The following is a 26,190-nucleotide window of genomic DNA, read 5'->3' as shown; positions in this document are numbered from 1 at the left end:
ATTGCAGCGCCTCAAGCGTCAACATCGACGTCGTCGTTCATTCCGATGCCCGACGGCCCCGGGACACCGGTTGTGCGCGCGGCATCGCCAGCGGCGCCTGCTGCCGTGCGTACGCCTGCGGCAGACGCATCTGCCGCAGCGCGTGATCAAACCACACCGGTCACTGAAGCGGTTGCCGCGCACGCCGCGGTCATTCCCGCGACCGCGACCTCTATCACAGCCACGACCAACTCTGCAACCGTACCGACGACCCGCACCGTCGCGTCAGGAGACAGCGCACAAAGCACGGCCCAGCCGAAAGCAATCGCCCGCAACACCATGGATGCCGACGCCGAAGAGCGCGCAATCCTTGAATCCGGCTGGACGAAAGGATCGTCGAAACAACGTCCGCCATCGCAATAGACAGAAACAAAACGCGCAGCACACGATTCAGCAAGGAGACCGGAAGGAGACAACACGGCCGCGCCCGGAGACGCCGGCCACATTGATCAATGCGTGCAATAAACGTAGCCAAACACATTAAAACGATTCAAACAACATCATGCGCAAGACCGTACTCATGCTGTTCGCCCTGCTCGGGCTCGCCGGCTTGGTTGACCGCGCCCATGCGCAATCCGATTTCAAGATCGTCACCGGACCGGAACGCGGTACCTACATCCAGATCGGCCAGGACCTGGCGAAATGGGTCGCGGACCCCGCCAATATCAGCCTGGATGTGCTGGCATCGAAAGGCTCCGCCGAAAACGTGCAACGCATGCGTTACGAACCGGGCGTGAAACTCGCGCTCGTGCAGTCGGACGTGTATCAGGCCTACCTCGATATGGCGAAAGCCGGCAACGCCGAAGCGGGCAAGATCATTCAGCCGCTGCGCCTGATCATGCCGCTCTATAACGAGGAAATCTATTTCGTGGTGCGCTCGGATTCGCCGATCAACTACATCCACGAGATCAAGGACAAGAACATCAGCGTCGGGCTGATCGGCAGCGGCACCGCGCAATCGGCGACCACGCTCTACAAGCTGATGTTCAACCAGCCCATCCCCGAAGCGCAGACGCAGCACTACAGCAATGAGGACGCGCTCGCGAAGCTGATCGTTCGCAAGCTGGATGTGGCCATCATCGTTGCGGGGCAGCCTGCAAAACTTTTTCAGGACCTGAATCCGGAGCTGCTCAGCCAGATCAAGTTGCTGAAGCTCGATCCGTCGGTGCCTGAAACAGCGCGCGCCGAGCAGACGTATTTCCCGGCGACCATCCGCACGGCGAGTTATCCGAACTGGATCAAGGAAGACTCGCCCACGCTGACCGTGAAGGCGTTTCTCGTGACCTACGACTACAACCTGCGCGGCACGGTCGGCGTCATGACGCAGTTCGCGGATTCGTTATGTACGCACTTCGATGAACTGCAGGCCAACGGTCACCCGAAGTGGAAACAGGTGAAGCTCGAGTTGCCGCCGTTGAGCCGTGGCTGGAAATACTATCCGCCGATAGAAAAGCACTTGCGCGCGTGTATCAGGAAGACCGCGGCGGCGGGCTCCGCGGAACCGGCGACACAGCGCGCGCCGAAGCGCGCCTGCACCGATGCCGAAAAAGTACTGATGCTCTGCAACGAATGACTGAAGCGGTGGCAGATTATTTCGTCACCAGTTCCGCTTCCTCAGGCACCGCCGCGCCGCCGACCGGCACGTTACCCGCAACGTCGGCTACGCGCGGCTGCAGCAGCAACGCAACCAGACCGCTCCACCCGGTCTGGTGCGACGCGCCCACGCCGCGCCCTGTATCGCCATGGAAGTACTCGTGGAACAGTACGAGATCGTCCGAACGCGGATCAGCCTGTAATTGTGGGTACGCGGCCATCACAGGACGGCGACCATTCTTGTCTTTCAGGAACAGGCGCGTCAGACGTTTGCCGAGTTCATCGGCGATAGCATTCAGCGATAACTTCTGCCCCGATCCCGTTGGATACTCCACGAGAAAATCTTCGCCGTAGTACCGATGAAACTCGTAAAGAGATTCGATCAGCAAATAGTTGACCGGCATCCAGATTGGGCCGCGCCAGTTCGAGTTGCCACCGAACACACGTGAATCCGATTCCGCCGGCAAGTACTTCACGCAAAAACGATCCCCGTTATGCTGCAGCACGAAGGGTTCGTCCCGATGCACCCGCGACAACGCGCGCACGCCATAGTCGGAGAGGAACTCGCTTTCGTCGAGCATGCGTTTGAGCAGCGCTTTCATGCGGTGACCACGCAGCACGGAAAGCAGCAGGCTGTTGCCCTTGCCCGGCTCATTCCATCGCGATACGAGCTTCGCCAGATCTGGCCGATGTTCGAGGAACCACGTCAGCCGGTCGCGCAATCCCGGCAGATGACCATGCAGATGCTCTTCGAGCACATGGACCGCGAACAATGGAATCAGCCCGACAATCGAACGAATGCGCATGGGCACGCTGGTGCCGTCGGGCAGTTGCAGCACGTCATAGAAGAACTCGTCGCGCTCATCCCACAGACCGGTGTCGCAGGTATCGCTGCTGCTGACTGCTTCCGCGATGTACAGGAAATGCTCGAAGAACTTCACGCCGATATCCACGAACACATGATTCGCGACCGCCAGTTCCAGCGCAATGCGCATCAGGTCCAGCGCGTAAGCGGCCATCCACGCGGTGCCGTCCGACTGATCGATGCGCCCGCCCGTTGGCAACGGCGCTGACCGGTCGAAGATGCCCACGTTGTCCAGCCCGAGAAAGCCGCCCTGGAAGATGTTGCGGCCGTCGGCGTCCTTGCGGTTCACCCACCACGAGAAATTCAGCAGCAGCTTGTGAAAGACCAGCTCGAGAAAATCGCGATCCGGCTTGCCGGTAATGGCACGGTCGATCTCATAGACGCGCCACGTGGCCCACGCGTGGACCGGCGGATTGGCATCGCCAAACGCCCATTCATAGGCCGGCAATTGCCCGTTCGGATGCTGATAACGGTCCTTAACCAGCAGCAGCAATTGACGCTTAGCGAACGCCGGATCGATCAGCGCGAACGCCGCAGCGTGAAAAGCCAGATCCCACGATGCATACCACGGGTATTCCCACTTGTCGGGCATCGAGACGATGTCGGCGTTGCACAAGTGCCGCCAGTCGGCATCGCGGCCACGCTTGCGGCCTGCGGGCGGCGCTGGCTGCAACGGGTCGCCGTCCATCCAGCGCGTGACATCGAACATGTAGAACTGCTTCGACCACAACATTCCCGCGAGCGCCTGACGTTGCACGAGACGTTGATCTGCGTCGTCCATTTCGTGCTGCAGGCCGGCGTAGAACGCATCGGTTTCCGCGATCCGGCGAGCGAACAGCGCGTCGGTATCGAGCGGCTGGCGATCCGTGTCGGCATCGGCTTCGGGACGCCAGCGCATTGTCACGACGCCACGGCCCAGCGCCGGCAATTCGATCCTCACATGCGCGGCGGCACGCGTGCCGGTATCGCGACGGATCGCACTCTCTTCGCCATGCACGATGTAATCGTTGAAGCCGTCCTTGAACGGCCCTGCTCCTTCCGAACCGAACAGACGCCTGACGTTGGTCTCGTTTTCGCAGAACACCCAGTCCACGGCTGCGCCATTACGCGCTTCAGCGGTCACGACCATGGGCGCGTGTCCGTCGCAATGGGCAACTACACGTTTGCTCTTGGCGTCGCCCTTCAAGGTCAGCGACGGCTTCTGCGACTCTTTCCATGACCACGTATTGCGCGCCCAGATTTGCGGCAACAAGTCGATGGCCGCCGCACAGTCCGCGCGGTTCTCGACTGTCACGCGCATCACGATATCTTCCGGCGTGTGCTTCGCATATTCGACGTGGATATCGAAGTACTTGTTGTCTTCGAAGACGCCTGTATCGAGCACTTCGTATTCGGGTACGTCCGCACCGCGCCGGCCGTTTTCCGCGACGAGGTCATCGTAGGGAAACGCTGCGTGCGGGTACTTGTAAAGCATGCGCATATAGGAATGCGTGGGCGCGCCGTCGACGTAGAAATAAAGCTCCTTCACGTCCTCGCCATGATTGCCCTGCGCGTTCGTCAGGCCGAACAAACGCTCCTTCAGGATGGCATCCTGACCGTTCCACATTGCAAGCGAGACGCACCAGTTGAGCTTGTCGTCGCTGAATCCGGCGATGCCGTCCTCGCCCCATCGGTATGCGCGACTGCGCGCATGATCGTGCGGAAAATAGTCCCATGCGGTGCCGTTCTCGCTGTAATCCTCGCGCACCGTGCCCCATTGACGCTCGCTGAGATACGGGCCCCAGCGTTGCCAGCGCGAACAGTCGGTGGAATGAAGACGCGATCCTTCGATGGTGTCGAGCGACTTGGTAGCGCGCAGTGGCGGCATGGTGCGTCCTTAGGCTAGGCGTGACGGTAAGACCGATAATCTAGCGCGTTTGCACGACATCGGCATTAATCGTCATGAATCTGTGGCGAGCAGGCGCTCGAGGCGCATGAGTTCACCGAGCGACCACGCCTGGAATGGCGTGCCGCCGGGCGTGTGCGGTGCATCGCCGTCCGCGACTTCGGAGACATGATCGAGACCCGCCCGATGCAGATGATCGTGCAGCGGTTGCAAAAAGCGTTCACGGGCCTGCGTTCTCGCTGCGGGATCGTCGCGATGCACCCGCAACCACGCTTGCACGAACGCGCCGAGCAGCCACGGCCAGACGGTGCCTTGATGATAGGCGCCATCGCGTTCGAGCGGCGGCCCGGTGTATCGGCCCTTGTAGGCCGGATCATTCGGCGACAGGGTCCGCATGCCCATTGGCGTGAGCAAGAGTTGCTCGCATTGATCGACGATTGCGCGGGCGGTTGCATCGTTGTCGATCAGCGAAAACGGCAAGCCGCCGACAGCAAAAAGCTGGTTCGGCCGGATCGAACGATCGATCTCGCCGGATTCGTGATCCGCGTCCACGACGTCGTAGAGCGCGCCGCTCGCAGGATCAGTGAAACGTTGTTGAAAGGCGTAGGTCGCCCGCGTTGCAGGTTCCGTCCAGCGCGGATTCCACACAGCGGCAATGCGCAACGCATTGATCCACAACGCCTGCACTTCAACCGGCTTGCCGATGCGCGGCGTCACCACCCAGTCGCCCACCTTCGCGTCCATCCACGTCAGTTGCACGCCGGCGACGCCCGCGCGCAGCAGTCCGTCTTTCGGATCGGCGGCGATCTGATAGCGCGTGCCGTTCGTATAGCCGTCGAGGATCGCATCGACGGCTTGCTGCAAGCGGTTCCGGGTGTGTTGCGCAGCATGTCCCGCCGCCAGATACTCGTGCACGGCAATCACGAACCATAGCGACGCATCGACCGAGTTGTACTCCGGCGCACCGCCGCTGTCGGGGAAACGGTTCGGCAGCATGCCTTCCGAGATCGTGCCGGACCATTCGAGCAGGATCGATTCAGCATCGGCGAGACGGTCCGATGCGATCATCAAGCCGCGCATCGCGATGAACGTGTCGCGGCCCCAGTCGGTGAACCATGGAAAGCCGGCGAGGATCGTGCGGCCCTCGTTGCGCGCGACGATGTAGCTATCGGCTGAACGTTGCAGCGCAGATGGAAAGGCAGCGCGGCGCGCTTGCTCCGTGCCTGCAAGTTGCGCGGCGGATCTTGCCGCTCCTTCGTTCGCACTCAACACGAGCACCGCTTCCCCGCGCGATAAATCGAAGGAAAAGACACCCGGCGTCGCGAGGTCCTCGTTGAAGTCCATGCCGCGTTCGCGCTCGGCCGTGTAGCAGAAATTGCGATACCAGTCGGGTGCATGCACATACGTTCCGTTCGATACCGCAACCACCGCCGGCACATCGCCATACGCCTGCCAGCGGATCTGGTCACCCATCCCGGTAAAGTCGAAGTTGAACGCGGGGTTCTCGTGATGCAGCGCGTGATAATCGCGGCCCGACATCAGCGGCCGCACTTTGAGCGTCAACGTGGTGTTGTCCAGGCGCCATCGAAGCACCGTACACGCACTGTCCTTGGCGACAAAGACTTCTGCGGTGAGTACTTGCGTGTCGCTGATCTGATGACGCCAGGTCGGCCACGGTTCGGTATCGAATGAAAGCAGGCTCGCCGATATATCCGGCCACGCCGCTCCGTCGCCATAGCGTTGCATGGTGAGCGGAATGCGCGTGTTTCCCGATGCATCCTCGAGCCAGGCTTCCACGCCGTTCACGAGCACCATGCGTCCCGCAGGCGGATGGGTGGCCGTGAGCAACAGCGCGTGGTATCGGCGCGTGCGCTCGGTGCCGACGGTCCCGGAAGCGAACCCGCCGAAAGCATCGGCTTCGAGCCATTCGTCGTCGAGGCGCCCTTCGCGAGCGGGGGAATCAATGCGTGTCATGTCTTCGGTTGCTGCCGGTAAGTCCTGAGTCCCTTCGCTGCCTGCGCGCGGATCTTGTTCTGTACGAACGACGTCCAGCCGAGCAGCAGACCCTTGAGTCCAAGCGCCTGACGGCTCCAGGCCCAGAGATCGAAGTGATCGTAATGTTCGACGATCAGGCCGTCGCGAATCACGAAACGCGCGTTGATGCGGTTCACGACCATACGTCCCGTCTGCGAAAAACGATAGGTCGCGACCCAGTTTGCAGTCGCCGTTTGTCCGACCGACTTGATGTCGCCAAAGGTCAGCGAAAATTCCGACGCCCGCGCAAGCAACATGCGCCACATGTCGCCCGCTTCACGGCCGCGCAACACGCCGAACACAGGATCGCTGAACTCGACGTCGGACGCATAACATTTCGCCATCGCCTCGGCGTCGGAACGCTGGAAGGCTTCGTAGAAACGCTGGATCAATGCGGCGTTCGGGTCCGTCATGTTCGGTCTCTTCCAGGAGGGTCGGTTGACCGCGGCAACGAGAAGCTTAAACCATGAACATCGATACGGCATGAATGATCAGGCCAACCAGCCCGCCCACCAGCGTGCCGTTCACGCGGATGAATTGCAGGTCGCGGCCCACGCTCAGTTCCACGTCGCGCACGAGCGTGGCGTCGTCCCAGTTGCGCACGGTCGCGGCAATATGTTTCGCGATGCCGTCGCGCAGTTCCGGCGCGAGCGAACGCAGCGCGTCACGCATATGCTCGTTGATCGATTCACGCAACGCAGGATCGTCGCCCAGGGCGGCCGCAAACGATGACGCCGCGCCCGTCACTTTCCGGTTCAGCGTGGAGTCCGGTTGAGATAGATCGCGGCGTAGCCAGTCCTTGAATTCGTCCCACAAGCCGTTCACATAGGTCCGCAACTCGGGACGTTCGAGCCATTCGCGTTTGTGCTGATCGATCCGTTCGCGGAACGCCGGATCGCTCTTCAGCCGTTCGATAAACCCCTCCACCGAGCGGTCGAACGCCTTGCGCCGTTCGTGTTCGGGATCGTCGCTGATGTCGTGCAGCCATTTGGTCGCGCCGCGCACCAGGCCGCCTGCGAACTTGTTACCGAGATCCTCGGCGCTCAGGCCGACAAAACCCAGCATGCCGATGAGCTTCGGATATTCCTCTCCCGCCACTTCGATGATCTTGCCTGCAAGGATCCCCTGCACTTCCTCGCGGTCGAGCCATTGCGCGAGTTCGCGCAGGCCCTCGTCCAGAAGCAGTTGATGGCGGCGGTCCGCCGTCATGGTGGACAGCAATCCGCCGACTGCGCCCGCCAGATCGAACTGTTCGGCACGACGGCGCAGCGCTTCGTGAAGCATGGCCTTGACGCGCTCGTCGTCGATGAACTCCAGCATCTGGCCTGCCGCGGCGACCGCTTTCTTGCCGAGCAGCGCCGCGTTTGCCGGTTCGGCGAGCCAGATAGCAAGGCGACCGGCGGGATCGAAGGCGTTCACCCGGGCGACCAGGGCGTCGGTGCCGAGAAACTTGTCCCGGACGAATTCGGCAAGGTTGTCGGCCACGCGAGCCTTGTTTGCCGGGAGGATGGCAGTGTGCGGAATCGGCAAGCCGAGCGGATGGCGGAACAGCGCGACGACCGCGAACCAGTCGGCCAGCGCGCCGACCATGGCGGCTTCGGCGAATGCGGCGACCCAGGCCCAGGCGCCCACTTCATGCTGACTTTTTGCGAGCACGAACAGCGCGGCTGCCGCCAGCAGAAGGCCGGCGGCGAACCACTTCATTTTCTTCAGTGCGAGAGATTTGTCCTGCGTTGCCATTGCGGTTTTGCGATCTTGTTTAGTGGGACGAGGGCGCCAGCATACCAGCGGGAACGATTCGGGTTTCTCACAAGCCATCACGTTGAAGTTGCAGCAACGTGGCCATCGCTGTGCCGGCAGACTCGATCGGTACGAACACATGATCGTGATACGCCGCCGCGACCACGTTGCAACTGACGTTTGCCTTTCCAAGCGCGGTTGCGAAGGCGGCAGTCAGGCCGACCGCCTGCAGGTCCGAATGCACGGTCAGCGTGATCCAGGCAGCGCGAAACATCGGTTCGATACCGGCTTTCAGCGCCTCGGACTCTTCCAGGATGAGCGTCAGGCCCTCGCGTTCGCGAAAGGTCGCGATGGGCGCGAGGGCGGACATATCGGTATCGAACGGGACGTTCGCGTAGACATACACGCCCGGCTGCAACTCGGGTGACATCGATGCAAGCAAGGTGTTGAGATCGTTGACGGGTATCGACACGGTCGGTTTAGACATCAGTGGGAATCCTTTTCTATTTTTGTCCGCCAGCCAGCCGCGCAATTGGCCGATACACTCGCTTCAGGCAAACCCGAGGAGTGACACCCATGATTTCCGATCGCAGCGAAGTGACTCGCATGATTCTCGCCGCCAAGGTGAGCAAAGGGCTGAAATGGGCCGACGTGGCGGAGAAAGTCGGCTTGAGCAAGGAATGGGTAACGGCCGGCTGCCTGGGGCAGATGACATTCTCCAAAACGCAGGCCGAAGTCGTCGGCGAAGTCTTCGGTCTCTCCGATGAAGCCGTCGCCTGGTTGCAGATTGTGCCCTATAAAGGCTCGCTGCCGAGCGCCGTGCCGACCGACCCGCTGATCTACCGATGGTACGAAATCGTGAGCGTCTACGGGACCACGATCAAGGAACTGATCCACGAGGAATTCGGCGACGGGATCATGAGCGCCATCGACTTTTCGATGGACATCCAGCGCGAACCCGATCCCAAGGGGGACCGGGTCAACGTGGTTTTATCGGGCAAATTCCTGCCCTACAAGAGTTACTGAACTTCCTCGGCCGCAACCGCCGTACCGCGTTCCAGCACCGGCCGCAACGCCGCGCCGGTGTGGCTGCGCGGATTCTTCGAGAGCGTCTCCGGATCGGTCGACGCCACGATCGATCCGCCTTCCGTACCGCCTTCCGGCCCGAGATCGATGACCCAGTCGGCTTCCGCGATCACGTCCAGATCGTGCTCGATCACGACCACGGAATGGCCGCCGTCCACCAGCCTGTGGAGCACGCGGATCAGCTTTGCCACGTCGGCCATATGCAGGCCGACCGTGGGTTCGTCGAGCACGTACAGCGTATGCGGCGCTTTCTGCCCGCGCCGGCCGATATCGTCACGCACCTTCGACAACTCCGTCACGAGCTTGATCCGCTGCGCCTCGCCGCCCGACAAGGTTGGCGATGGCTGGCCCAACGTCAGATACCCCAGCCCGACATCTTTCATTAGTTGCAGCGGATGCGCGATGCTCTGCATGGCGGAGAAGAACTCGACGGCTTCATCGATTTCCATCGTCAGGACTTCGCCGATGTTTTTCCCGCGCCACGTCACCGCGAGCGTTTCCGGATTGAAGCGCTGGCCATGGCAGACATCGCACGGAACCTTGACGTCCGGCAGGAAGCTCATTGCGATGGTGCGCACGCCCTGACCTTCGCACGCGGGGCAGCGTCCGTCGCCGGTGTTGAACGAGAAGCGCGACGGCGAATAACCGCGTGCGCGCGATTCGAGCGTATCGGCGAACAGCTTGCGGATGGTGTCCCACATGCCGATATACGTGGCCGGACACGAACGCGGCGTCTTGCCGATCGGCGTCTGATCGACTTCGAGCACACGGTCGATCGTTTCGAAGCCGGTCACGTCCGTGCAGCCCTGCCAGCGATGCGTGACATCGAACTTCGGACGCGGCGCTTCCCGCGACAACACGCTGGAACGGTTACGTGCGGGCATGTCGGCTTGCGCGGTCTTGCGTGCGCGGCGCGTTGCCGGCGACGACAGCACCGAGCGGCCCACGGCGTCGAGCAGATTGGTCATCAGCACGTCGCGCGCGAGCGTCGACTTGCCGGAACCACTCACGCCGGTGATCGCAATCAGGCGTCCGAGCGGCATGCTCGCCGTGACGTTGCGCAGGTTGTGCAGCGTTGCGCCATGTACCGTGAGCCAGTTTTCCGGCGTTGCGGCGCGTTTGGCGGTGGGCGTCTTTACTTCGCGGCGCGGTTGCAGCGGATGCTGGATCGGGTTTGCCAGGAACTGACCGGTAAGCGAATCGGGTTGTGCTGCAAGGTCTGCAACACCGCCCTGCGCCACGACCGTACCGCCGCGTTTTCCCGCACCCGGACCAATGTCGATGATGTGATCCGCGCGGCGAATCGTGTCCTCGTCATGTTCCACGACGACCAGCGTATTGCCTTTGTCGCCGAGCTTTTTGAGCGCGTCGAGCAGGATCTTGTTGTCTCGCGGATGCAGGCCGATAGTCGGTTCATCGAGCACGTAACACACACCTTGCAGGTTGCTGCCGAGTTGCGCCGCAAGCCGGATGCGCTGCGCTTCGCCGCCGGACAAAGTCGGCGCTGCGCGGTCGAGGCTCAGATAACCGAGGCCGACTTCTTCGAGAAACTGCAGACGTCCTTCTATTTCGCTCACCACGTCACGCGCGATATCCGCATCACGTCCCTTGAGCTTCAGCTTGTTGACCCAGTTGCGCGTGGCGGTGACCGTCCATCGGCCGATTTCGGTGATCGGCTGATTGCCGAACGTCACCGCACGCGCGACTTCGTTCAGGCGCGTGCCTTCGCAATCCGGACATGGCTGATCCCCGACGTCATCAGGCTCCTGTTCCGCCGATGGAATCGTTTGTTCGCGGCCGCGAACGTCTTCGGAGAGCAAGGTGTCATCATAGGCTTCGCGCTGCTCGCGCGTGAGCTTGACCCCCGTTCCCACGCACGTGTGGCACCAGCCATGCTTGCTGTTGTACGAGAACATGCGCGGATCGAGTTCGGGATAACTCGTGCCGCAAACCGGACACGCGCGCCTGGTCGAGAACACGCGGATCTCGCCGACGTGCTTCGTGCCGTTCTTGCCGCCGTTCAGCGCGCCATGCAGATCGTCGAGCGGCGCGAGCAGATGCATCACGCCCTTGCCGAGTTCCAGCGTGTCTTCGAGCATCTTCCTGAGCGATGCTTCGTCATTCACGCTGACGATCAGATCGCCAACCGGCAACTCGATAGTGTGTTCCTTGAAGCGGTCGATCTTCGGCCACGGATCGACGGAGAGAAACTCGCCGTCCACGCGCAGATGCGTATGGCCGCGCGTTTTTGCCCACTTCGCAAGGTCGGTGTAGATCCCTTTCCGGTTCACGACGAGCGGTGCAAGCAGGCCGATATGCTGGCCTTTGAAGTCACGCAGGATCTGCGCGACGATCGATTCAGGACTTTGCGCGGCGACTGGTGCGCCATCGTGGATGCAATGCTGGATGCCGAGCTTCACATACAAAAGCCGCAGGAAATGCCAGACTTCCGACGTGGTTGCGACCGTGCTTTTCCGGCCGCCGCGCGACAACCGTTGTTCGATGGCAACCGTCGGCGGAATGCCATACACGGCGTCGACTTCGGGACGCCCGGCCGGTTGCACGATGGAACGTGCATACGCGTTCAGTGATTCGAGGTAACGGCGCTGGCCTTCGTGGAACAGGATATCGAAGGCAAGCGTCGACTTGCCCGAACCCGAGACGCCCGTGATCACGTTGAACTTGCCGTGCGGGATATCCACGTCGAGCGACTTGAGATTGTGCTCGCGCGCATTGACGATGCGCACCACGTCTTCGCCCTGCAGCGCACGGCGCGCAGCCGCCACTTCGGCCGTAAGCTGCAACGGCACGCCCGATGCCCGCTTCTGCGCGGCGCCCGGCGCCATGGCTTCCTCGTAATCGAGCAAGGCCTTGCCCGTGTGCGATTGTTCACAAGCGGAGACATCGTCCGGTGTGCCTACGCAAACCACCAGGCCGCCTGCGTCACCACCTTCAGGACCCAGATCGATGATCCAGTCGGCCGCGCGGATCACGTCGAGGTTGTGCTCGATCACGATCAGCGAATGGCCGCGTTCCAGCAGACGCCGAAGCGCTTGCATGAGCTTGGCGATGTCATCGAAGTGAAGACCGGTCGTGGGTTCGTCGAACATGAACAGACGGCCCGGCTTGTTGCCGCTCGCTTGTGCCGTTTCCGCGAGGAAACCCGCCAGTTTGAGGCGTTGCGCTTCGCCGCCGGAAAGCGTCGGGACGGGCTGTCCGAGCTTCACGTATTCAAGTCCAACGTCCACGATAGGCTGCAACACCCGCAGCACTTCCTTGTCCTTGGCGAAACATGCGACGGCTTCGCTGACGGTCAGGTCGAGCACATCGGCGACGCTCAGGGAACGGCCATCGCGCTCGATCTGCACATCGAGGATTTCCGCACGATACCGCCGGCCATCGCAATCCGGGCAACGCAAATACACATCGCTCAGGAACTGCATTTCCACGTGCTCGAAGCCCGAGCCGCCGCAGGTCGGGCAACGGCCGTCGCCGGAGTTGAAGCTGAACATGCCCGCGCTGTAACCGCGTTGCGCCGCCAGCGGCGCCTTTGCGAAGAGCTTGCGAATTTCATCGAAAGCGCCAACGTAGCTCGCCGGATTCGAACGCGCCGTGCGACCGATCGGCGACTGATCCACGAAGATCACTTCGCTTAATTCGTCCGCGCCTTTCAGCGCGCGAAATGCGCCCGGCGTTTCCGTTGCCTTGCCGAAATGACGCAGCAAGGCTGGCGCGAGGACATCCTGGATCAGCGTCGATTTGCCCGAACCCGATACCCCCGTCACGCACACCAGACGCTGCAGCGGAATCTCGACCGTGACATCGCGCAGGTTGTGTTGCGTCGCACCTTCGAGCACGAGCCGCGGCGTCTTTGCATCGACTGCGCGGCGCTGCCAGTTCGACACATGCGCTACGTGCTTGCGGCCGCCAAGATAAGCGCCAGTGAGCGTGTCGCTATGTTCAATGTCGTTCGGCGATCCGTCATACACGATCGAGCCGCCGCGTTCGCCGGGGCCCGGACCCATATCGATAAGACGATCCGCCGCCAGCATCACCGACGGATCGTGCTCGACGACCACCAGCGTGTTGCCCGCATCGCGCAGCCGGTGCATTGCCTCGACAATCCGGTTCAGGTCGCGCGGATGCAAGCCGATGCTCGGTTCATCGAGCACGAACAGCGTGTTCACGAGCGACGTGCCGAGCGCGGTCGTCAGGTTGATCCGCTGCACTTCGCCGCCCGACAGCGTGCGGCTCTGGCGATCCAGCGTGAGGTAACCGAGGCCGACATCGCAAAGATACTTGAGGCGGGTGCGGACTTCGTTGTGCAGCAGCTTGAGCGCGTCGTCGAGCAACGTGCTTGGCAGTGTCAGCGAATCGAAGAACCGGCGAATCCGGTCGATCGGCATCAGCATCAGGTCGTGCAGCGTGAGGCCGGGCAGCGCTTCGAGTTGCGGACGTGTCCATTCCACGCCGGCCGGCAGGAAACGATCGGCCGGACTTAACACGGCGTCCGCCTGGTCCTTCGTACCAAGACGCCACAGCAGCGCTTCGGTTTTCAGCCGCGCGCCTTCGCACACCGGACACTTCGTATAGCTGCGATATTTCGACAGCAGCACGCGGATGTGCATCTTGTACGCCTTCGATTCCAGGTAATCGAAGAAACGCTGCACGCCGTACCACTGGTTCTGCCACTTGCCCGTCCAGTCCGGCGAACCGTTGATCACCCAGTCGCGTTCCTTTTGCGTCAGGTCGCTCCAGGGCACCCCAAGCCGAATGCCGGCCTTCGCGCCGTAGCGCAACAGGTCGTCCTGATTTTCCTGCCATGCGGGCGTCTGCATCGTCTTGATCGCGCCGCCGCGCAGCGTCTTGCGTTCATCGGGGATCACGAGACCGAGATCCACGCCGATCACGCGGCCAAATCCACGGCACGTTTCGCACGCGCCGTACGCCGAGTTGAACGAGAACAACGCGGGTTGCGGATCGGCGTAGCGAATATCGCTTTCCGGGCTGTGAAGGCCGGTGGAGAAGCGCCACGTGGGAACGTCCGTTGGCTTGTCGCCGTCTTCCGCGCCCGGCTCCGGCAACACATACACATTCACACGCCCCGTGCCGCGCAGCAATGCGCCTTCGATCGCCTCGAGCGCCCGCGACCGTTCCGTGTTCTGCAAACGGAACCTGTCGGCGACCACATCGAGCATCTGCCGGCCGTCCTGATGCCGCTTGGCCTGCACGCGCGTATAACCGCTCGCGGAAAGCCATTGCGCGACTTCTTCGTCGCTCGCGGACTCGGGCAGCTCGACCGGGAACGTGATCGCAATACGCGGATCGTTCGCCTTCGTGCGCTCCAGCAATTCGACGTAGATGGTCTCCGGCGTGTCATGCCGGACCTGATGCGAGGTCTTTTTATCGAAGAGCTCGGCAGCGCGCGCATAGAACAGCTTCAGGTGATCGTTCAGCTCGGTCATCGTGCCGACGGTCGAGCGCGAACTGCGCACCGGATTCGTCTGGTCGATGGCAATCGCCGGCGGCACGCCGTCCACGCGATCCACCTGCGGACGATCCATCCGGTCGAGGAATTGCCGCGCGTAGGCGCTGAACGTTTCGACATATCGACGCTGGCCTTCGGCGTAGAGCGTGTCGAAAACAAGGCTCGATTTACCCGAGCCGGAGGGACCGGTCACCACGGTCATCTGGCCCGTGTACAGGTCCAGGTCGATATTCTTGAGATTGTGCTGGCGAGCGCCGCGAATGCGGATTGCGTTGTTGGATGCCAATTTTTCCTAACCGGTTCAATGAGTTAGATCGTCCACCGAAGCGTCGGTACCGCGTACGGCTCGCGCTGGAGCCGCTGCTGTGCAAAGCACTTCGATGAGATAACTGCGGAAGTATCCAATACTGTACACCCGTACAGTGTTTTTGGCAGACCGAGCCGGCGGCCAGGATGACCTACGACACGAATGGCAGCTTTACATCACGAGCTGCATCGAGCATTGAGACGGTGATCTTCCGGACTTCCAGCTTGCTCTGCGTGATATGGGCACGCAGCAAGATGGATGCCTCAGTCAGGCGTTTGCGTTCGATCAGATGCAGCATGGTCGAATGTTCGTCGTAAGTCGCGCTGGTCCTGTGCGGCTTCAGAAAATCGAGGCGGCGCACGATGCGGATGCGTTCTGTCACATCGTTATGCACGCGGACCATCTCGGCATTCCCCGTTGCGGACACCACTCGCCGATGAAAATCCTCGTCCATGCCGAACATTTTCACGGCGTCGGATTCACGGGCTTCGGGCTCGACGCACCAGATTGCCTTGAGCGCATCGATAGCAACGCGCGCCGCGTCGCCGCCCGCAGTCATTCGTTCGAGCGCAGCGAGTTCGAGCACGATGCGCAGATCGTAGAGCTGGTCCATCTGATTGAAGTCGATCGTCGCGACCTTCCAGCCGCGCCGGAAACCTACTTCGAGGTAACCCTCGCGTTGCAGGCGGAACAGGCCGTCGCGCATGGGCGTGCGCGATACACCGTAATACTGCGCGATACCGTTCTCAGAAAAGCGGTCGCCCGGAAACAGCCTGAAGTTGAAGATGTCGTGCTTCAGCCGCTGATAAACCTGTTCGGCAAGGGGATTGGCCGCGTTCGGCTCAACTATTTCAATACCCGCTTCAATCGTGTCTTCCTGCATTCGCGCTCCCGTTTGTTCTTATTATCGGCGTTTCAGGGTTCGGGAATCAGGCTGACGTGCGCGGCGACGATTTTCCAGTTGCCGTCATCGCCAATGCGAGCCCAGCTTTGCATCTGCCTTCCGATCAACGGCGTGGTATCGCTCGTGAATTCAGTGCTGACGGTTGCGAAGTCCGCGCCAAAAGTCGTGACGATGGTCCGGTGCAACTTGCGCGAAGCCGGCACCGGCGCGCACGTCTCGCGCCATTGGCGGATGGCGTCGCCCCCATGCTGGATCTCGGCAATGCCATAACGCACGGTCTCGGTTGCATTCCAGAACAGTGCATTCATGGTCTCGATGTCGTTGGCGACCAGCGCGCGTTCATATTCGACGAACGCCGCGCACACTTGTGCGATCACCTCGGGCTGGTTGATCGGCAACGTCATGACTTACCCTTGTAGGTGCGCTCGGGCGGCGCGAAACCGCAGGACGTTCCGTCTGTTACCTTCACGCCGTCTTCCCATGGCAACCGATATTCACCATGCACCATGTCATGCATGAACGTGTACGGGCAATCCTGCGCGCCGCCCTTCACGGCAACATATCCGCGATGCCCGAACTGATAGATGTTGTTCTCGACGCCCCAGTTCAAGCGCGCTTCGCGAACGAGGTCAGGCCGCATTTCACAAGTGATGATTTCGTCCGGCCGGTGACTGCCGTCCACCATCACCGTGCCATCGAAATCGCAGAACATACCTTCGCCCATGGAATCAAAACTGCCGTCGGTGCCGCAGAGACACACGCTTGCCGTTTGCGCGAGGTTCTGGAATGCGTTCGACTGGTTCGTGATACGCCATGCGTGGCGTATCGGCGCGGTATATCCCGCTGTGCGCAGAATGATTTCCGCGCCCTTGTACGCGGCTTCGCGCGCCATCTCGGGGAACATGCCGTCGTGGCAGATGATGAGCGAAAGCACCGCACCCTTCGGCCCGATGCACACCGGAACCCCTATGTTTCCAGGCTCCCACGGCTCGACTGGCACCCATGGATGCAGCTTGCGATAATAAAGTCTGACCTCGCCGGTATCGTCGATGATCAGTCCGCTGTTGTACGGATTGCCGCCCGGGTTGAGTTCCATGATCGAGAAGCAGCCCCAGATCCTGTGCTCGATACACGCTGCCTTGAACGCCGCTACTTCGGGACCATCGAGCGTACACATGATGGCGTCATCCGTGCGCATGGAGAGACCATGTAGCGCGTACTCCGGAAACACGACGAGGTCCATCGCCGGATTGTTGCGTCGCGCCTTGCCGACCATTGCCACGATCTTCTGCGTCTGTGCAGCGAGTTCTTCGCGCGTCGCGACATCCGGATTCTGCAATTGCACCAGTCCGATCACGATGCCGTTTGGCGACTTGTTCAATCCGCCCAATCCACTCGAGCTCATTCAATGACCTCCTTCAAAGGTTCGGCTGCAGGCACGGTTTGCGCGACCGTATCGCCATGTCCCGCCATGTAATGACCGAGCGTTGCACGATCTGCGTTTGCGGCGGATGTCTCGAACACGAGTTCGCCTTCCGCGATCACCGCGATACGGTCCGCCAGTTCCAGCAATTCGTCGAGATCTTCGCTGACCAGCAGGACCGCTGCGCCGGCATCGCGTGCGGCCATGATGCGTGCGTGAATGTCAGCCACCGATGCAAAGTCGAGACCAAACACCGGATTCGCGACGATCAGTACGTCGACGGGTTGACCCAGTTCGCGAGCCAGCACCGCGCGCTGCACGTTGCCGCCCGAGAGTGTGCCGATGGCGCGTTCAGGAAGCGGCGGCCGCACGTTGAATTCATCAATGAGCTGGGCTGCACGATCGCGCATCGCGCGGCGGTCGAGACGCCAACCGCCACGGCGCAGCGGCGCGCGATCAAAGTCCCGAAGCGCAAGGTTTTGCGCGACGCTCATGCTCGCCACGCACGCATTCTTGAGCGGCTCCTCGGGAATCGCGAACACGCGCCGTTGCGTCATCTCTTCACGTGTCGCCCGATACGCGCGGCCGTCGATTTCCATCTCACCGGCCTTCACGCGGCGTTGCCCGACAAGCGCTTCGACCAGTTCCTTCTGACCATTCCCCGATACTCCCGCAATGCCGAGTATCTCTCCCGCGCGAACCTGCAGCGACACATGTTTGACCGCGGCGTGGCCGCGATCATCGTCGACGGAAAGCGTCCTGATTGCCAGGCGAATCTGCGCTGCAGCGTCCACCGGTTTGCGTGCGACCCGTTCGGCGGTGACCGCCTCCATCACGGCGTGGTCGCGGGTTTCATCGGCGCCCATCATCAGCCCGGCCAGCGCGTCGCGGTTCGTGCCCGACACCGCGCCCGATCCAACCTGACGCCCTTTGCGCAGCACGGTCACGTCGTCGGCGTAGGCCATCACTTCGCGGAACTTGTGCGTGATCATCAATACAGTCAGCTCGCCGCGCGTGGTCAGGTCGCGCATCAGCCCAAGCACTTCGTCGGCTTCCTGCGGCGTGAGGACGGAGGTGGGTTCATCGAGGATCAGGAAACGCTGCTTCAAATACAACTGCTTGAGGATCTCCAGCTTCTGCTTTTCCCCGGCCGCAAGGCCCGACACCGGTGCATCGAGGGGCAGGCGGAACGGCATGCTCTTCATGAACGTTTCGAGTGCCGCGCGTTCTGCTTTCCAGTCGATTTTCCAGGGCAGGCGGCCGCGCGCCAGCAACAGGTTCTCTTCCACCGACAAACCCGCGGCCAGCGTGAAATGCTGGTACACCATGCCGATACCCAGTGCCTGTGCATCACGCGGCGACGTAATATGAACCTCGCGATTGCCTACCGAGATCTGCCCTTCATCGAGCACGCCGTAACCCACCAGTCCCTTCACGAGCGTGCTCTTGCCTGCACCGTTTTCGCCGAGCAACGCGTGGACAGTGCCCGCGCGGACCTTGATCGACACATTGTCGAGCGCACGAAATGCGCCGAAGGATTTGCCGGCGTTGTGGATCTCCACGTCGAGCGCATGCGATGCAGTGGACATGGTCAGCCGCCGAGCGTGGTCAGGAGCGCTTGTGAATCGGAAACCGTACCGAACACGCCACCTTGCATCGTGATCATGTGCAGCGCCGCGTCGTGGTTGCCGGGATCGGTCGCGCCACAACAATCGGCGAGCACGGTGCATTCGAAACCGCGGTCGTTCGCTTCGCGCATGGTGGTGTGCACGCAGACGTCGGTGGTGATGCCGGTCAGCACCAGATTCACGATGCCGCGCGTGCGCAGAATCAGTTCGAGATCGGTGGCGCAGAACGAGCCCTTGCCGGGTTTGTCGATGACAATTTCGCCCGGCAGCGGCGCGAGTTCATCGATGATTTCCCAACCTGGTTCGCCGCGCACGAGAATGCGGCCGCAAGGGCCATCGTCGCCGATACCCACGCCTTCCGTTCCCGCGCGACGGCTACGCCAGCGCTTGTTTGCAGGCAGATCAGACAGATCCGGCCGGTGCCCTTCGCGCGTGTGAATGATCGTGAAGCCCTGCTCGCGCATCATGTTCATCACGTGTTTTATCGGTTCGATAGGCGCGCGCGTGAGCGACAGGTCGTAGCCCATCTTGTCGACATAACCGCCATGTCCACAGAAATCAATCTGCATGTCGATGACAACGAGCGCGGTATTGTCGGGGCGCAGGTTGCCGTCGAAGGGCCACGGATAAGGTCTGGCTTCAATGAATCGGTTCATGGTCGGAGCGCCTTCAAAAAGGGGTCAGCGTGTGAGACTCAGTTCGCCCGGCGCGCCGGCGAGCGTGCGGTCGGGACGGCAATTGATGATCATGATCGCGAGCGTGAGCACGTACGGCGCAGCGTTGTAGAGGTAATAACCGCTCGTCACGCCGATAGCCTGCAATGCCGGGCCGAGAGCGCCGGCGGCGCCGAAGAGCAACGCAGCCCACAGGCATCGCAGCGGTTGCCAGCGCGCGAAGATGACGAGCGCGACCGCCATCAACCCTTGTCCGCTCGATAAACCTTCATTCCAGCTACCCGGATAAACGAGCGACAAGTACGCACCGCCCACGCCCGCAAAAAAGCCACCTACGGACGTCGCGATGATCCGAATCCGCGTCAGTGGATAACCCATTGCACGTGCAGTCTCCGCGTGATCGCCGACGAGACGCAGGGTCATGCCCCAGCGCGTGCTGCGCAATCCCCACTGCAATGCGAACGCCAGCACCACACCGATCACGAAAAGCGGATTCACGTGCAGCGCGTTATGCAATTGCGGCGAGCTGGACCATGCGCCGAAATCGAACGACTGAAGCCCGGGCGCCTGCGGTTCGATAAACGGCTTGCCCAGATAAAACGCGAGTCCCGTGCCGAGCAGCATCAACGCGATACCGAACGCGATATCGGAGACGCGGGGAAGTGAACACACAAGTCCGTGCAGGCACCCGAGCAACAAGCCGACACACCCCGCCGCGAGCACACCGGCCCACGGCGAACCTGTCAGGTAGGACGCGGCGTAACCGCTCATCGCGCCAGAAACAAGGATGCCCTCGAGCCCGAGGTTTACACGGCCGCCCTTCTCGGTCAGGCATTCGCCAAGGCTCACGAAAAGATACGGCGTACTCACACGGATCGCGCCGGCAACCAGCGACAGCAGCAGGATCACGATGGGCGAATGTGCATCAGGCATGGGTTTGCTCCATCTGCAGGTTGACATCGGCAATGGCCGCGGCCTGCAGCTGCACACGCCACGCTGCGATCCGGCCGCCCAGCGCTTCCCATGCGAGCAGGTTTGCGAACAGGAGACCTTGAAGAACCAGCGTGGTGGCATCAGGCAGATCGAGACGGCGCTGCAGCAGGCTGCCGCTCGCCTCGATGCCGCCGATCATCACCGCGCATACGATGATCGCGAGCGGATTCTGGCGCGCAGCAAATGCGACGAGGATGCCCGCATAACCGTAGCCCGCAAGCAGCGATGCATTCGCGCTGCCCTGCACCGCTGCGACTTCGAACATGCCGGCAAGGCCGGCCGCCGCGCCGCCGAGCGCGCACGCAACGAACGCAAGCACGTTCACCGGCAAGCCGACCAGACGCGCCGCGCGATTGCTGCCGCCGACGATGCGCATCGCGAAACCCTTGGTGCTGTACTTGACGAACACCCACGCCGCGATGCATGCAAGTACGCCCCACATCAGGCCCCAGTGCACTTCCAGGCCCGGCAGCGAACCTATCGACATCGACTGGGGGACGGGGAGCGTGGAGGGTTTGTTGAGGCTCGCAGGATCGCGCAACGGTCCTTCCACAAAGAACTTGAAGAGCGCAATCGCGATATACGCCATCAGCAGACTGCTGATGGTTTCGTTCACGCCGCGCCATTGCCGCAACGCGCCCACTGCGCCAATCCACACAGCGCCCGCAAGCATGCCGGCAAGCGCCATCAACGGCGTCGCGATGAGCCACGGCGTATTCGCGGGCAGCATCTGCGGAACGATGGCCGCGCACATTCCGCCAAGCGCCAACGCGCCCTCCCCGCCGATCACGATCAGCCCCACTTGCGCGGGCAAGGCCACGCAAAGCGCCGTGAGCATCAGCGGCGACGCACGCAGCAAGGTGCTCTGCCACGCGAACGACGACCCAAACGCGCCCTGTACGATGAGGCCGACCGCATCGAGGACCGGCTGCCCCTGCACGAGCAGGAACAACGAAAACAACACCAGGGTTCCGGCAAGCGCGAGCACCGTCGGAATGGCCGGCAACACAGCCAGTAAAACGCGGGCGGTCGAAGCATTGGGACGCATCACGGCTCCTTCAGTTTGACAACGCCATCAGATCTGGCCCGTAACACCCGACACCAGATAGTTCATGCTTTCCAGGGTGTAGTCGGTTTGCGGATGACTCGTGCCGGCGGCTATAGCGACCCCACCCTTGTTGTCCTTGATCGGCCCCTTGAAGATCACGAACGAGCCGGCCATCATGCTGGCCTTGACCGTGTCGGCGGCCTTCTTCGCATCGGGCGTGACTTTTGCGCCGTAGGGCGACATCTTGACGAAGCCCTCCTTCAAACCGCCGCGCAATACATTGGGCTGGGGTTTGCCTGCTTGCGCATCGGCCACGAGTTCCTTGTACGGCGTCGCCCAGTCCCATTCGGCGCCCGTGAGATAACCCTTTGGTGCGAGCGCCGCCTGGCTCGCGTGATAACCGCAGCTCATCGCGCCACGTTTCTCGGCGGTTTCGACAACGACCTTCGGGCCATCGACGTGACACGTGATCACATCGCAACCCTGATCGACAAGGCTGTTCGTCGCTTCCGCTTCCTTCACGGGCATCGACCAGTCGCCGGTGAAAATCACTTGCGTCGTGATCGACGGATCGACGGACTGCGCGCCGAGCGTGAAGGCGTTGATGTTGCGCAGCACCTGCGGAATAGGCTTGGCCGCGACAAAACCCAGTTTTTTGCTTTTGCTCATGTGCCCTGCGACCACGCCGTTCAGGTACTGGCATTCATCGATATAGCCAAAGTAGCTCGCAATGTTCGGCGGATTGCCCTGCTTCCACAAACCGCCGCAATGCGCGAAGCGCACGTTCGGATACTTGGCCGCCATCTTGAGCACGTGCGGATCGAAGTAACCAAAGGAGGTCGCGAAGATGAGCGTGGCGCCGTCCTGTTCGATCATCGCCTCCATGGACTTCTGGACCGCGATGGTTTCGGGCACGTTCTCTTCTTCCACGACCTTGACGTTCGGCAGTTTCTTGATGATCGCCGCGGCCGAGGCCTGCGCCTGGTTGTAGCCGTAGTCGCCGCGCGCACCGACATAGATCACGCCGACGGTGGTTTTTCCAGCCGCGAACACCGACTGGAACGGCGCCATGGTCGCAAGCGCCAAGAGGCTCGCGTCTTTGATGAATGTGCGGCGGCTGGTCATTTTGTTGGGTTCCTGTTCGATTGAATGTTATGGATTACTTGATTACTTATTGAGGCCGTCGAGGTACGCGATCCAGCCGCCGAACGCGGTGATGTCCTGTGCGCCGCTGTCCGCCGATACCGCCCACGGTTCGCAGATGAAGCCTTTGACGAACCGTCCATCGGCAAGCTCGACAGTGCCGATACCCATCGGCGATGGAACGTCCATCACGAACTTCCCGAACGTGCGCACCGGCACGTCCCATACTTCGACGGCGATCGAGGCGCCTTCGTGTTTCGCGTCACGAACAAGCCCGGGCTTCGGCGGCGATGTATTCGCAAGCGCGAACAGCAGATACGCAGGCGATGTCCTGGTCGCTTCGACGAAACGCGCGGCCGCTTCCTGTAGTTGCCGGTTGAGCGGCTGCCCGCGCAGGTGTGCGCCAACCACTGCGAGTGCAACGGTCGGTTCCTGGAACGGCAACGGTTGAAGATTGGGAGCGGCGTGGGTCGTATTGTCGAAAAGCGCCTGGATGCGCGCGCCCAGAACCGCCAGCCGATGATCCGCGCCGCTCGGCGCAATCAGCGTCACGCCTGCAGGCAAACCATCGCTTCGACGCGCGCACGGCACCGATAACGCGCACAGGTCCAGAAGATTCACGAAGTTGGTGTAGTAACCCAGCTCGCTGTTGCGTTCGATCGGACTCGCCTGCACATCGGCGATAAGCGGATGCGTCGGCGTGGTGGGTACGATCAGGACATCAATGGCGTCGAAGCATCGCTCCGCTTGCCGCTTGAGTTCGGCAAGCGCGTACTGGCCGTTGAAGGCATCGACCGCGCTGAAGCGGTCCGCCTTGCCGATCACGGCGGCCACGGTTGCATCGATGTCCGCGAAGTTGGTGTCGAAGAACGCGCCGAGCGCCGCGCGCCGTTCGGCGACCCAAGGGCCACCGTAGAGCAACGCCGAAGCGCGCTTGAACGGGGCAAGATCGATTAGGTCCGGTGTCGTTGCAAGATCAGCCGACAACACTTTGAGGCTTGCGTTAAAGGCTTGGTGCGCGGTTGTATCGTCGAAGAATTCGAGTTCTGCCGGAACGCCCAAACGCAACGGCGACGACGCCGCGCCCAATGGCGCAACCCGCCGCGAGTACGCATCACCCGCGTCGAACTTCGCCATCTGCGCAAGGACATGCCACGCATCGGCGACATCGTGCGCAAAGATCGACAGCGTATCGAGGCTTCGGCACGCGGGCACCACGCCGCTTTTGCTGACAAGGCCCAGCGACGGCTTGAGGCCAACCACTCCGTTGAATCCTGCAGGCACGCGGCCGGACCCCGCAGTGTCCGTACCGAGCGAGAACGCAACGCATCCCGCCGCGACAGATACTGCCGAGCCGGAGCTCGACCCGCCCGACACGCGCTCCGGAAACTCGACCTGACGCACCGCCCCGAACGGCGAACGCGTACCGACAAGTCCCGTGGCGAACTGATCGAGGTTGGTCTTGCCGATGAGAAGCGCGCCGGCATCGAGCAAGCGCTGAACGGCGAACGCGGTTTTGTCCGGCGTATAGCTGAAGGGTTCGCACGCGGCGGTGGTCGGCATGCCCGCGACGTCGATGTTGTCCTTGACCGCGAACGGTACACCGAAGAGCGGCAGGCGCTCGAAGACCGCGTCACCCTCTTCGGCAAGCGCCTTCTCAAGCACACGCGCTTGCGCACGAACCGTCTCGGCCGGCAATAGCAGCGTCCATATCTCCGGACGATCGATAACGCTGATCCGGTCGAATACAGCGTCTATGACTTCAGGCGGTGACTGGCGTCGCGCTGCATATGCGTCGGCGAGCGCCGATACAAGAAGGTGGTCAGTGGTGTCGGGGAAGTTGGACATGAATTCCGTCTTGCATACAAGATGGGATTCATAATGCAGGAGGCGTGCCAGTTTCCCGGAATTAATCAGCTAAACCCCACTAAGCCTTTACCAAAAAGGCTTCCGAGCGATCGGCTTGGCCCGCGACGTACGCTCACGAGCATCCTGGGCGTTCTGGTTCTGGTGCGCCGCGCACCTTCGCGAAACTTGGGCGCACAAAAACAGCGCGCGGCATAGCCGAACCTTTCTGCGAACCAACCTCGGCTTACAAACACCACCAAAAGCCGATGTATCCTGCAATAATAAGTCTGGATGCCTTACTAATTTTCTGAAGAATAAGCACACGACAAATGCATCCGCAATGACCTCATAGTCGCTAAGCAGATACATCATGGACATCGAAAAACCGAAGAGAAGCTGCTTGTGCGATGCGGTGACGTTTCCCGCAACCTCAATTAGTACACGTCAAGGAGCAAAAACATGAGCACCGACCCTTCCATCGATCTCGCCGCTGTGAAGACACGCCAGCAGGCCGCGTGGTCTACCGGCAATTACGCGGTCGTCGGCAGTACGCTTCAGATTGTTGGTGAAAACCTTTGCGAAGCGCTCGACCTTCGCTCGGGCAGCCGCGTACTCGACGTTGCCGCCGGCAACGGCAACGCAACGCTTGCAGCCGCCCGCCGATGGTGCGAGGTCACATCGACCGACTATGTTGCGTCGCTGCTCGAATCCGGGCGCGCCCGCGCCCAGGCGGAGGGGCAAACCATCGAGTTCCAGGAAGCCGATGCCGAAAACCTTCCGTTCCCGGATGCATCGTTCGACGTAGTGATGTCCACCTTCGGCGTCATGTTCACGCCAGACCAGACGAAAGCCGCAAGCGAACTTGCGCGCGTGTGCAAGCCAGGCGGAAAGATCGGCTTGGCGAACTGGACGCCGGGAAGTTTTATCGGACAGGTCTTCAAGACGATAGGCACTTATATTCCGCCGGCACCGGGCCTGAAGTCGCCGTCGTTGTGGGGATCGAGGGAACGGCTCGACGAACTGTTCGCCGGCACCGCGCATGAGATCAACGCGAACGAATGCGCGTTTGTCTTCCGTTATCGGTCACCGGCGCATTTCCTCGAAGTGTTCCGCACCTACTATGGCCCGATGAACAAGACCTTCGGTGCCCTGGACGCCGGGAAACAGGCGGCATTCGCCCAGGAGTTGCTCGGACTGATGGAAAGCAGGAATCGTTCGGGAGACGGTACGCTCGTGCTGCCAAGCGAATACCTGGAGGTTGTGATCACGCGGAAATAACGAATTGGCTTCCCAAGAGGGAAGCCACTAACTAGTCCCGAATTGCAACGATCGCTTCTATTTCGACCGTGATGTTCCCGGGCAACGAGCCTACGCCGACGGCTGAACGAGAATGCCGGCCGGCGTCGCCGAATACATCGATGAAAAGATCCGAGCAACCGTTGATCACGCGCGGATGATCCGCGAAATCCGGCGTTGCGTTGACCATTCCGAG

General features: G+C 61.5%; 18 protein-coding genes and 2 pseudogenes. 4 read left to right on the top strand and 16 right to left on the bottom strand.

Features of this window, described 5'->3' with window-relative positions; genetic code table 11:
- Together ACFFAR_RS02115 and ACFFAR_RS02110 are read left to right on the top strand one after the other, a co-directional pair.
- Positions 1-402 (top strand): annotated as a pseudogene (locus tag ACFFAR_RS02115) (hypothetical protein); the annotation flags it as partial.
- Between the two features lie 139 nt (positions 403-541).
- Positions 542-1,612: a TAXI family TRAP transporter solute-binding subunit gene (locus tag ACFFAR_RS02110; RefSeq protein WP_062002756.1), complete on the top strand. Its 1,071-nt coding sequence runs from the start codon at positions 542-544 to the stop codon at positions 1,610-1,612.
- A 16-nt stretch (positions 1,613-1,628) separates the two neighbouring features.
- Here the strand turns inward: ACFFAR_RS02110 and ACFFAR_RS02105 are convergent, their stop codons facing one another.
- The 5 genes from ACFFAR_RS02105 to ACFFAR_RS02085 form a co-directional block, all read right to left on the bottom strand.
- Positions 1,629-4,364: a glucosidase gene (locus ACFFAR_RS02105; protein WP_375507466.1), complete on the bottom strand. Its 2,736-nt coding sequence runs from the start codon at positions 4,362-4,364 to the stop codon at positions 1,629-1,631.
- 72 nt (positions 4,365-4,436) lie between these two features.
- Positions 4,437-6,356 carry an amylo-alpha-1,6-glucosidase gene (locus tag ACFFAR_RS02100; RefSeq protein ID WP_375507465.1) on the bottom strand — a complete coding sequence of 640 codons (1,920 nt, stop codon included), beginning with the start codon at positions 6,354-6,356 and terminating at the stop codon, positions 4,437-4,439.
- Entirely contained in the window at positions 6,353-6,829 is a 477-nt protein-coding gene (locus ACFFAR_RS02095) for a nuclear transport factor 2 family protein (protein ID WP_174364604.1), read from the bottom strand. The genes ACFFAR_RS02100 and ACFFAR_RS02095 overlap by 4 nt, the downstream gene beginning before the upstream one ends.
- 46 nt (positions 6,830-6,875) lie before the next feature.
- Positions 6,876-8,156, bottom strand: coding sequence for a DUF445 domain-containing protein (locus ACFFAR_RS02090; RefSeq protein ID WP_375507464.1), 1,281 nt, complete (start codon positions 8,154-8,156; stop codon positions 6,876-6,878).
- Positions 8,157-8,223: 67 nt separating this feature from the next.
- Positions 8,224-8,643, bottom strand: a complete 420-nt coding sequence (locus ACFFAR_RS02085) for an ACT domain-containing protein (RefSeq protein WP_375507463.1) — start codon at positions 8,641-8,643, stop codon at positions 8,224-8,226.
- 89 nt (positions 8,644-8,732) lie between these two features.
- On the opposite strand from ACFFAR_RS02085, the gene cynS reads away from it, so the two are divergent.
- Complete coding sequence (cynS, locus tag ACFFAR_RS02080) at positions 8,733-9,182, top strand: cyanase (RefSeq protein ID WP_062172457.1); 450 nt, start codon at positions 8,733-8,735, stop codon at positions 9,180-9,182.
- Here the strand turns inward: cynS and uvrA are convergent.
- From uvrA to atzF, 10 genes are all read right to left on the bottom strand, one after another.
- Positions 9,176-15,016 carry an excinuclease ABC subunit UvrA gene (gene uvrA, locus ACFFAR_RS02075; protein ID WP_375507462.1) on the bottom strand — a complete coding sequence of 1,947 codons (5,841 nt, stop codon included), beginning with the start codon at positions 15,014-15,016 and terminating at the stop codon, positions 9,176-9,178. The genes cynS and uvrA overlap by 7 nt on opposite strands.
- A 172-nt stretch (positions 15,017-15,188) precedes the next feature.
- Entirely contained in the window at positions 15,189-15,920 is a 732-nt protein-coding gene (locus ACFFAR_RS02070; RefSeq protein WP_062172455.1) for a GntR family transcriptional regulator, read from the bottom strand.
- 32 nt (positions 15,921-15,952) lie between these two features.
- Positions 15,953-16,345 (bottom strand): oxalurate catabolism protein HpxZ, encoded by a 393-nt coding sequence (gene hpxZ / locus ACFFAR_RS02065; RefSeq protein WP_174363103.1) that lies wholly within the window; start codon positions 16,343-16,345, stop codon positions 15,953-15,955.
- Positions 16,342-17,346, bottom strand: a complete 1,005-nt coding sequence (locus tag ACFFAR_RS02060; protein ID WP_375507461.1) for a formamidase — start codon at positions 17,344-17,346, stop codon at positions 16,342-16,344. The genes hpxZ and ACFFAR_RS02060 overlap by 4 nt, the downstream gene beginning before the upstream one ends.
- A complete protein-coding gene (locus ACFFAR_RS02055; protein ID WP_174363290.1) occupies positions 17,343-18,953 on the bottom strand; it encodes an ATP-binding cassette domain-containing protein in 1,611 nt (536 codons plus the stop codon). The genes ACFFAR_RS02060 and ACFFAR_RS02055 overlap by 4 nt, the downstream gene beginning before the upstream one ends.
- A 2-nt stretch (positions 18,954-18,955) precedes the next feature.
- Positions 18,956-19,648 (bottom strand): cysteine hydrolase family protein, encoded by a 693-nt coding sequence (locus ACFFAR_RS02050; RefSeq protein ID WP_062172451.1) that lies wholly within the window; start codon positions 19,646-19,648, stop codon positions 18,956-18,958.
- A 24-nt stretch (positions 19,649-19,672) separates the two neighbouring features.
- The gene (locus tag ACFFAR_RS02045; RefSeq protein WP_062002744.1) at positions 19,673-20,599 is read right to left on the bottom strand and encodes an ABC transporter permease; all 927 of its coding nucleotides are present in this window, start codon (positions 20,597-20,599) and stop codon (positions 19,673-19,675) included.
- Positions 20,592-21,707, bottom strand: coding sequence for an ABC transporter permease (locus ACFFAR_RS02040; RefSeq protein ID WP_062172450.1), 1,116 nt, complete (start codon positions 21,705-21,707; stop codon positions 20,592-20,594). Before ACFFAR_RS02040 ends, ACFFAR_RS02045 begins: the two co-directional genes overlap by 8 nt.
- Before the next feature lie 27 nt (positions 21,708-21,734).
- Positions 21,735-22,832 (bottom strand): BMP family ABC transporter substrate-binding protein, encoded by a 1,098-nt coding sequence (locus ACFFAR_RS02035; RefSeq protein WP_174363291.1) that lies wholly within the window; start codon positions 22,830-22,832, stop codon positions 21,735-21,737.
- Between the two features lie 42 nt (positions 22,833-22,874).
- Entirely contained in the window at positions 22,875-24,698 is a 1,824-nt protein-coding gene (gene atzF, locus ACFFAR_RS02030) for an allophanate hydrolase (RefSeq protein ID WP_174363292.1), read from the bottom strand.
- A gap of 459 nt (positions 24,699-25,157) precedes the next feature.
- On the opposite strand from atzF, the gene ACFFAR_RS02025 reads away from it, so the two are divergent.
- Complete coding sequence (locus ACFFAR_RS02025) at positions 25,158-25,976, top strand: methyltransferase domain-containing protein (RefSeq protein WP_174363293.1); 819 nt, start codon at positions 25,158-25,160, stop codon at positions 25,974-25,976.
- A gap of 31 nt (positions 25,977-26,007) precedes the next feature.
- Here ACFFAR_RS02025 and ACFFAR_RS02020 read toward each other — a convergent pair.
- Positions 26,008-26,190 (bottom strand): annotated as a pseudogene (locus ACFFAR_RS02020) (Atu1372/SO_1960 family protein); the annotation flags it as partial.

Origin of the sequence: uncultured Caballeronia sp., assembly GCF_964243625.1 — a bacterium.
Classification (GTDB): domain Bacteria; phylum Pseudomonadota; class Gammaproteobacteria; order Burkholderiales; family Burkholderiaceae; genus Caballeronia.
Note: the sequence above shows the minus strand (reverse complement) of the source record. Positions and strands in the feature narration are given on the sequence as shown.

Bases quoted from the DNA above. Each gene is read 5' to 3' on its own strand.
- ACFFAR_RS02055 (WP_174363290.1), bottom strand. From the start codon at position 18,953: ATGTCCACTGCATCGCATGCGCTCGACGTGGAGATCCACAACGCCGGC.
- ACFFAR_RS02085 (WP_375507463.1), bottom strand. From the start codon at position 8,643: ATGTCTAAACCGACCGTGTCGATACCCGTCAACGATCTCAACACCTTG.
- ACFFAR_RS02050 (WP_062172451.1), bottom strand. From the start codon at position 19,648: ATGAACCGATTCATTGAAGCCAGACCTTATCCGTGGCCCTTCGACGGC.
- cynS (WP_062172457.1), top strand. From the start codon at position 8,733: ATGATTTCCGATCGCAGCGAAGTGACTCGCATGATTCTCGCCGCCAAG.
- ACFFAR_RS02105 (WP_375507466.1), bottom strand. From the start codon at position 4,364: ATGCCGCCACTGCGCGCTACCAAGTCGCTCGACACCATCGAAGGATCG.
- ACFFAR_RS02090 (WP_375507464.1), bottom strand. From the start codon at position 8,156: ATGGCAACGCAGGACAAATCTCTCGCACTGAAGAAAATGAAGTGGTTC.
- ACFFAR_RS02095 (WP_174364604.1), bottom strand. From the start codon at position 6,829: ATGACGGACCCGAACGCCGCATTGATCCAGCGTTTCTACGAAGCCTTC.
- ACFFAR_RS02100 (WP_375507465.1), bottom strand. From the start codon at position 6,356: ATGACACGCATTGATTCCCCCGCTCGCGAAGGGCGCCTCGACGACGAA.
- ACFFAR_RS02025 (WP_174363293.1), top strand. From the start codon at position 25,158: ATGAGCACCGACCCTTCCATCGATCTCGCCGCTGTGAAGACACGCCAG.
- ACFFAR_RS02040 (WP_062172450.1), bottom strand. From the start codon at position 21,707: ATGCGTCCCAATGCTTCGACCGCCCGCGTTTTACTGGCTGTGTTGCCG.
- atzF (WP_174363292.1), bottom strand. From the start codon at position 24,698: ATGTCCAACTTCCCCGACACCACTGACCACCTTCTTGTATCGGCGCTC.
- ACFFAR_RS02070 (WP_062172455.1), bottom strand. From the start codon at position 15,920: ATGCAGGAAGACACGATTGAAGCGGGTATTGAAATAGTTGAGCCGAAC.
- ACFFAR_RS02110 (WP_062002756.1), top strand. From the start codon at position 542: ATGCGCAAGACCGTACTCATGCTGTTCGCCCTGCTCGGGCTCGCCGGC.
- hpxZ (WP_174363103.1), bottom strand. From the start codon at position 16,345: ATGACGTTGCCGATCAACCAGCCCGAGGTGATCGCACAAGTGTGCGCG.
- ACFFAR_RS02035 (WP_174363291.1), bottom strand. From the start codon at position 22,832: ATGACCAGCCGCCGCACATTCATCAAAGACGCGAGCCTCTTGGCGCTT.
- ACFFAR_RS02060 (WP_375507461.1), bottom strand. From the start codon at position 17,346: ATGAGCTCGAGTGGATTGGGCGGATTGAACAAGTCGCCAAACGGCATC.
- ACFFAR_RS02045 (WP_062002744.1), bottom strand. From the start codon at position 20,599: ATGCCTGATGCACATTCGCCCATCGTGATCCTGCTGCTGTCGCTGGTT.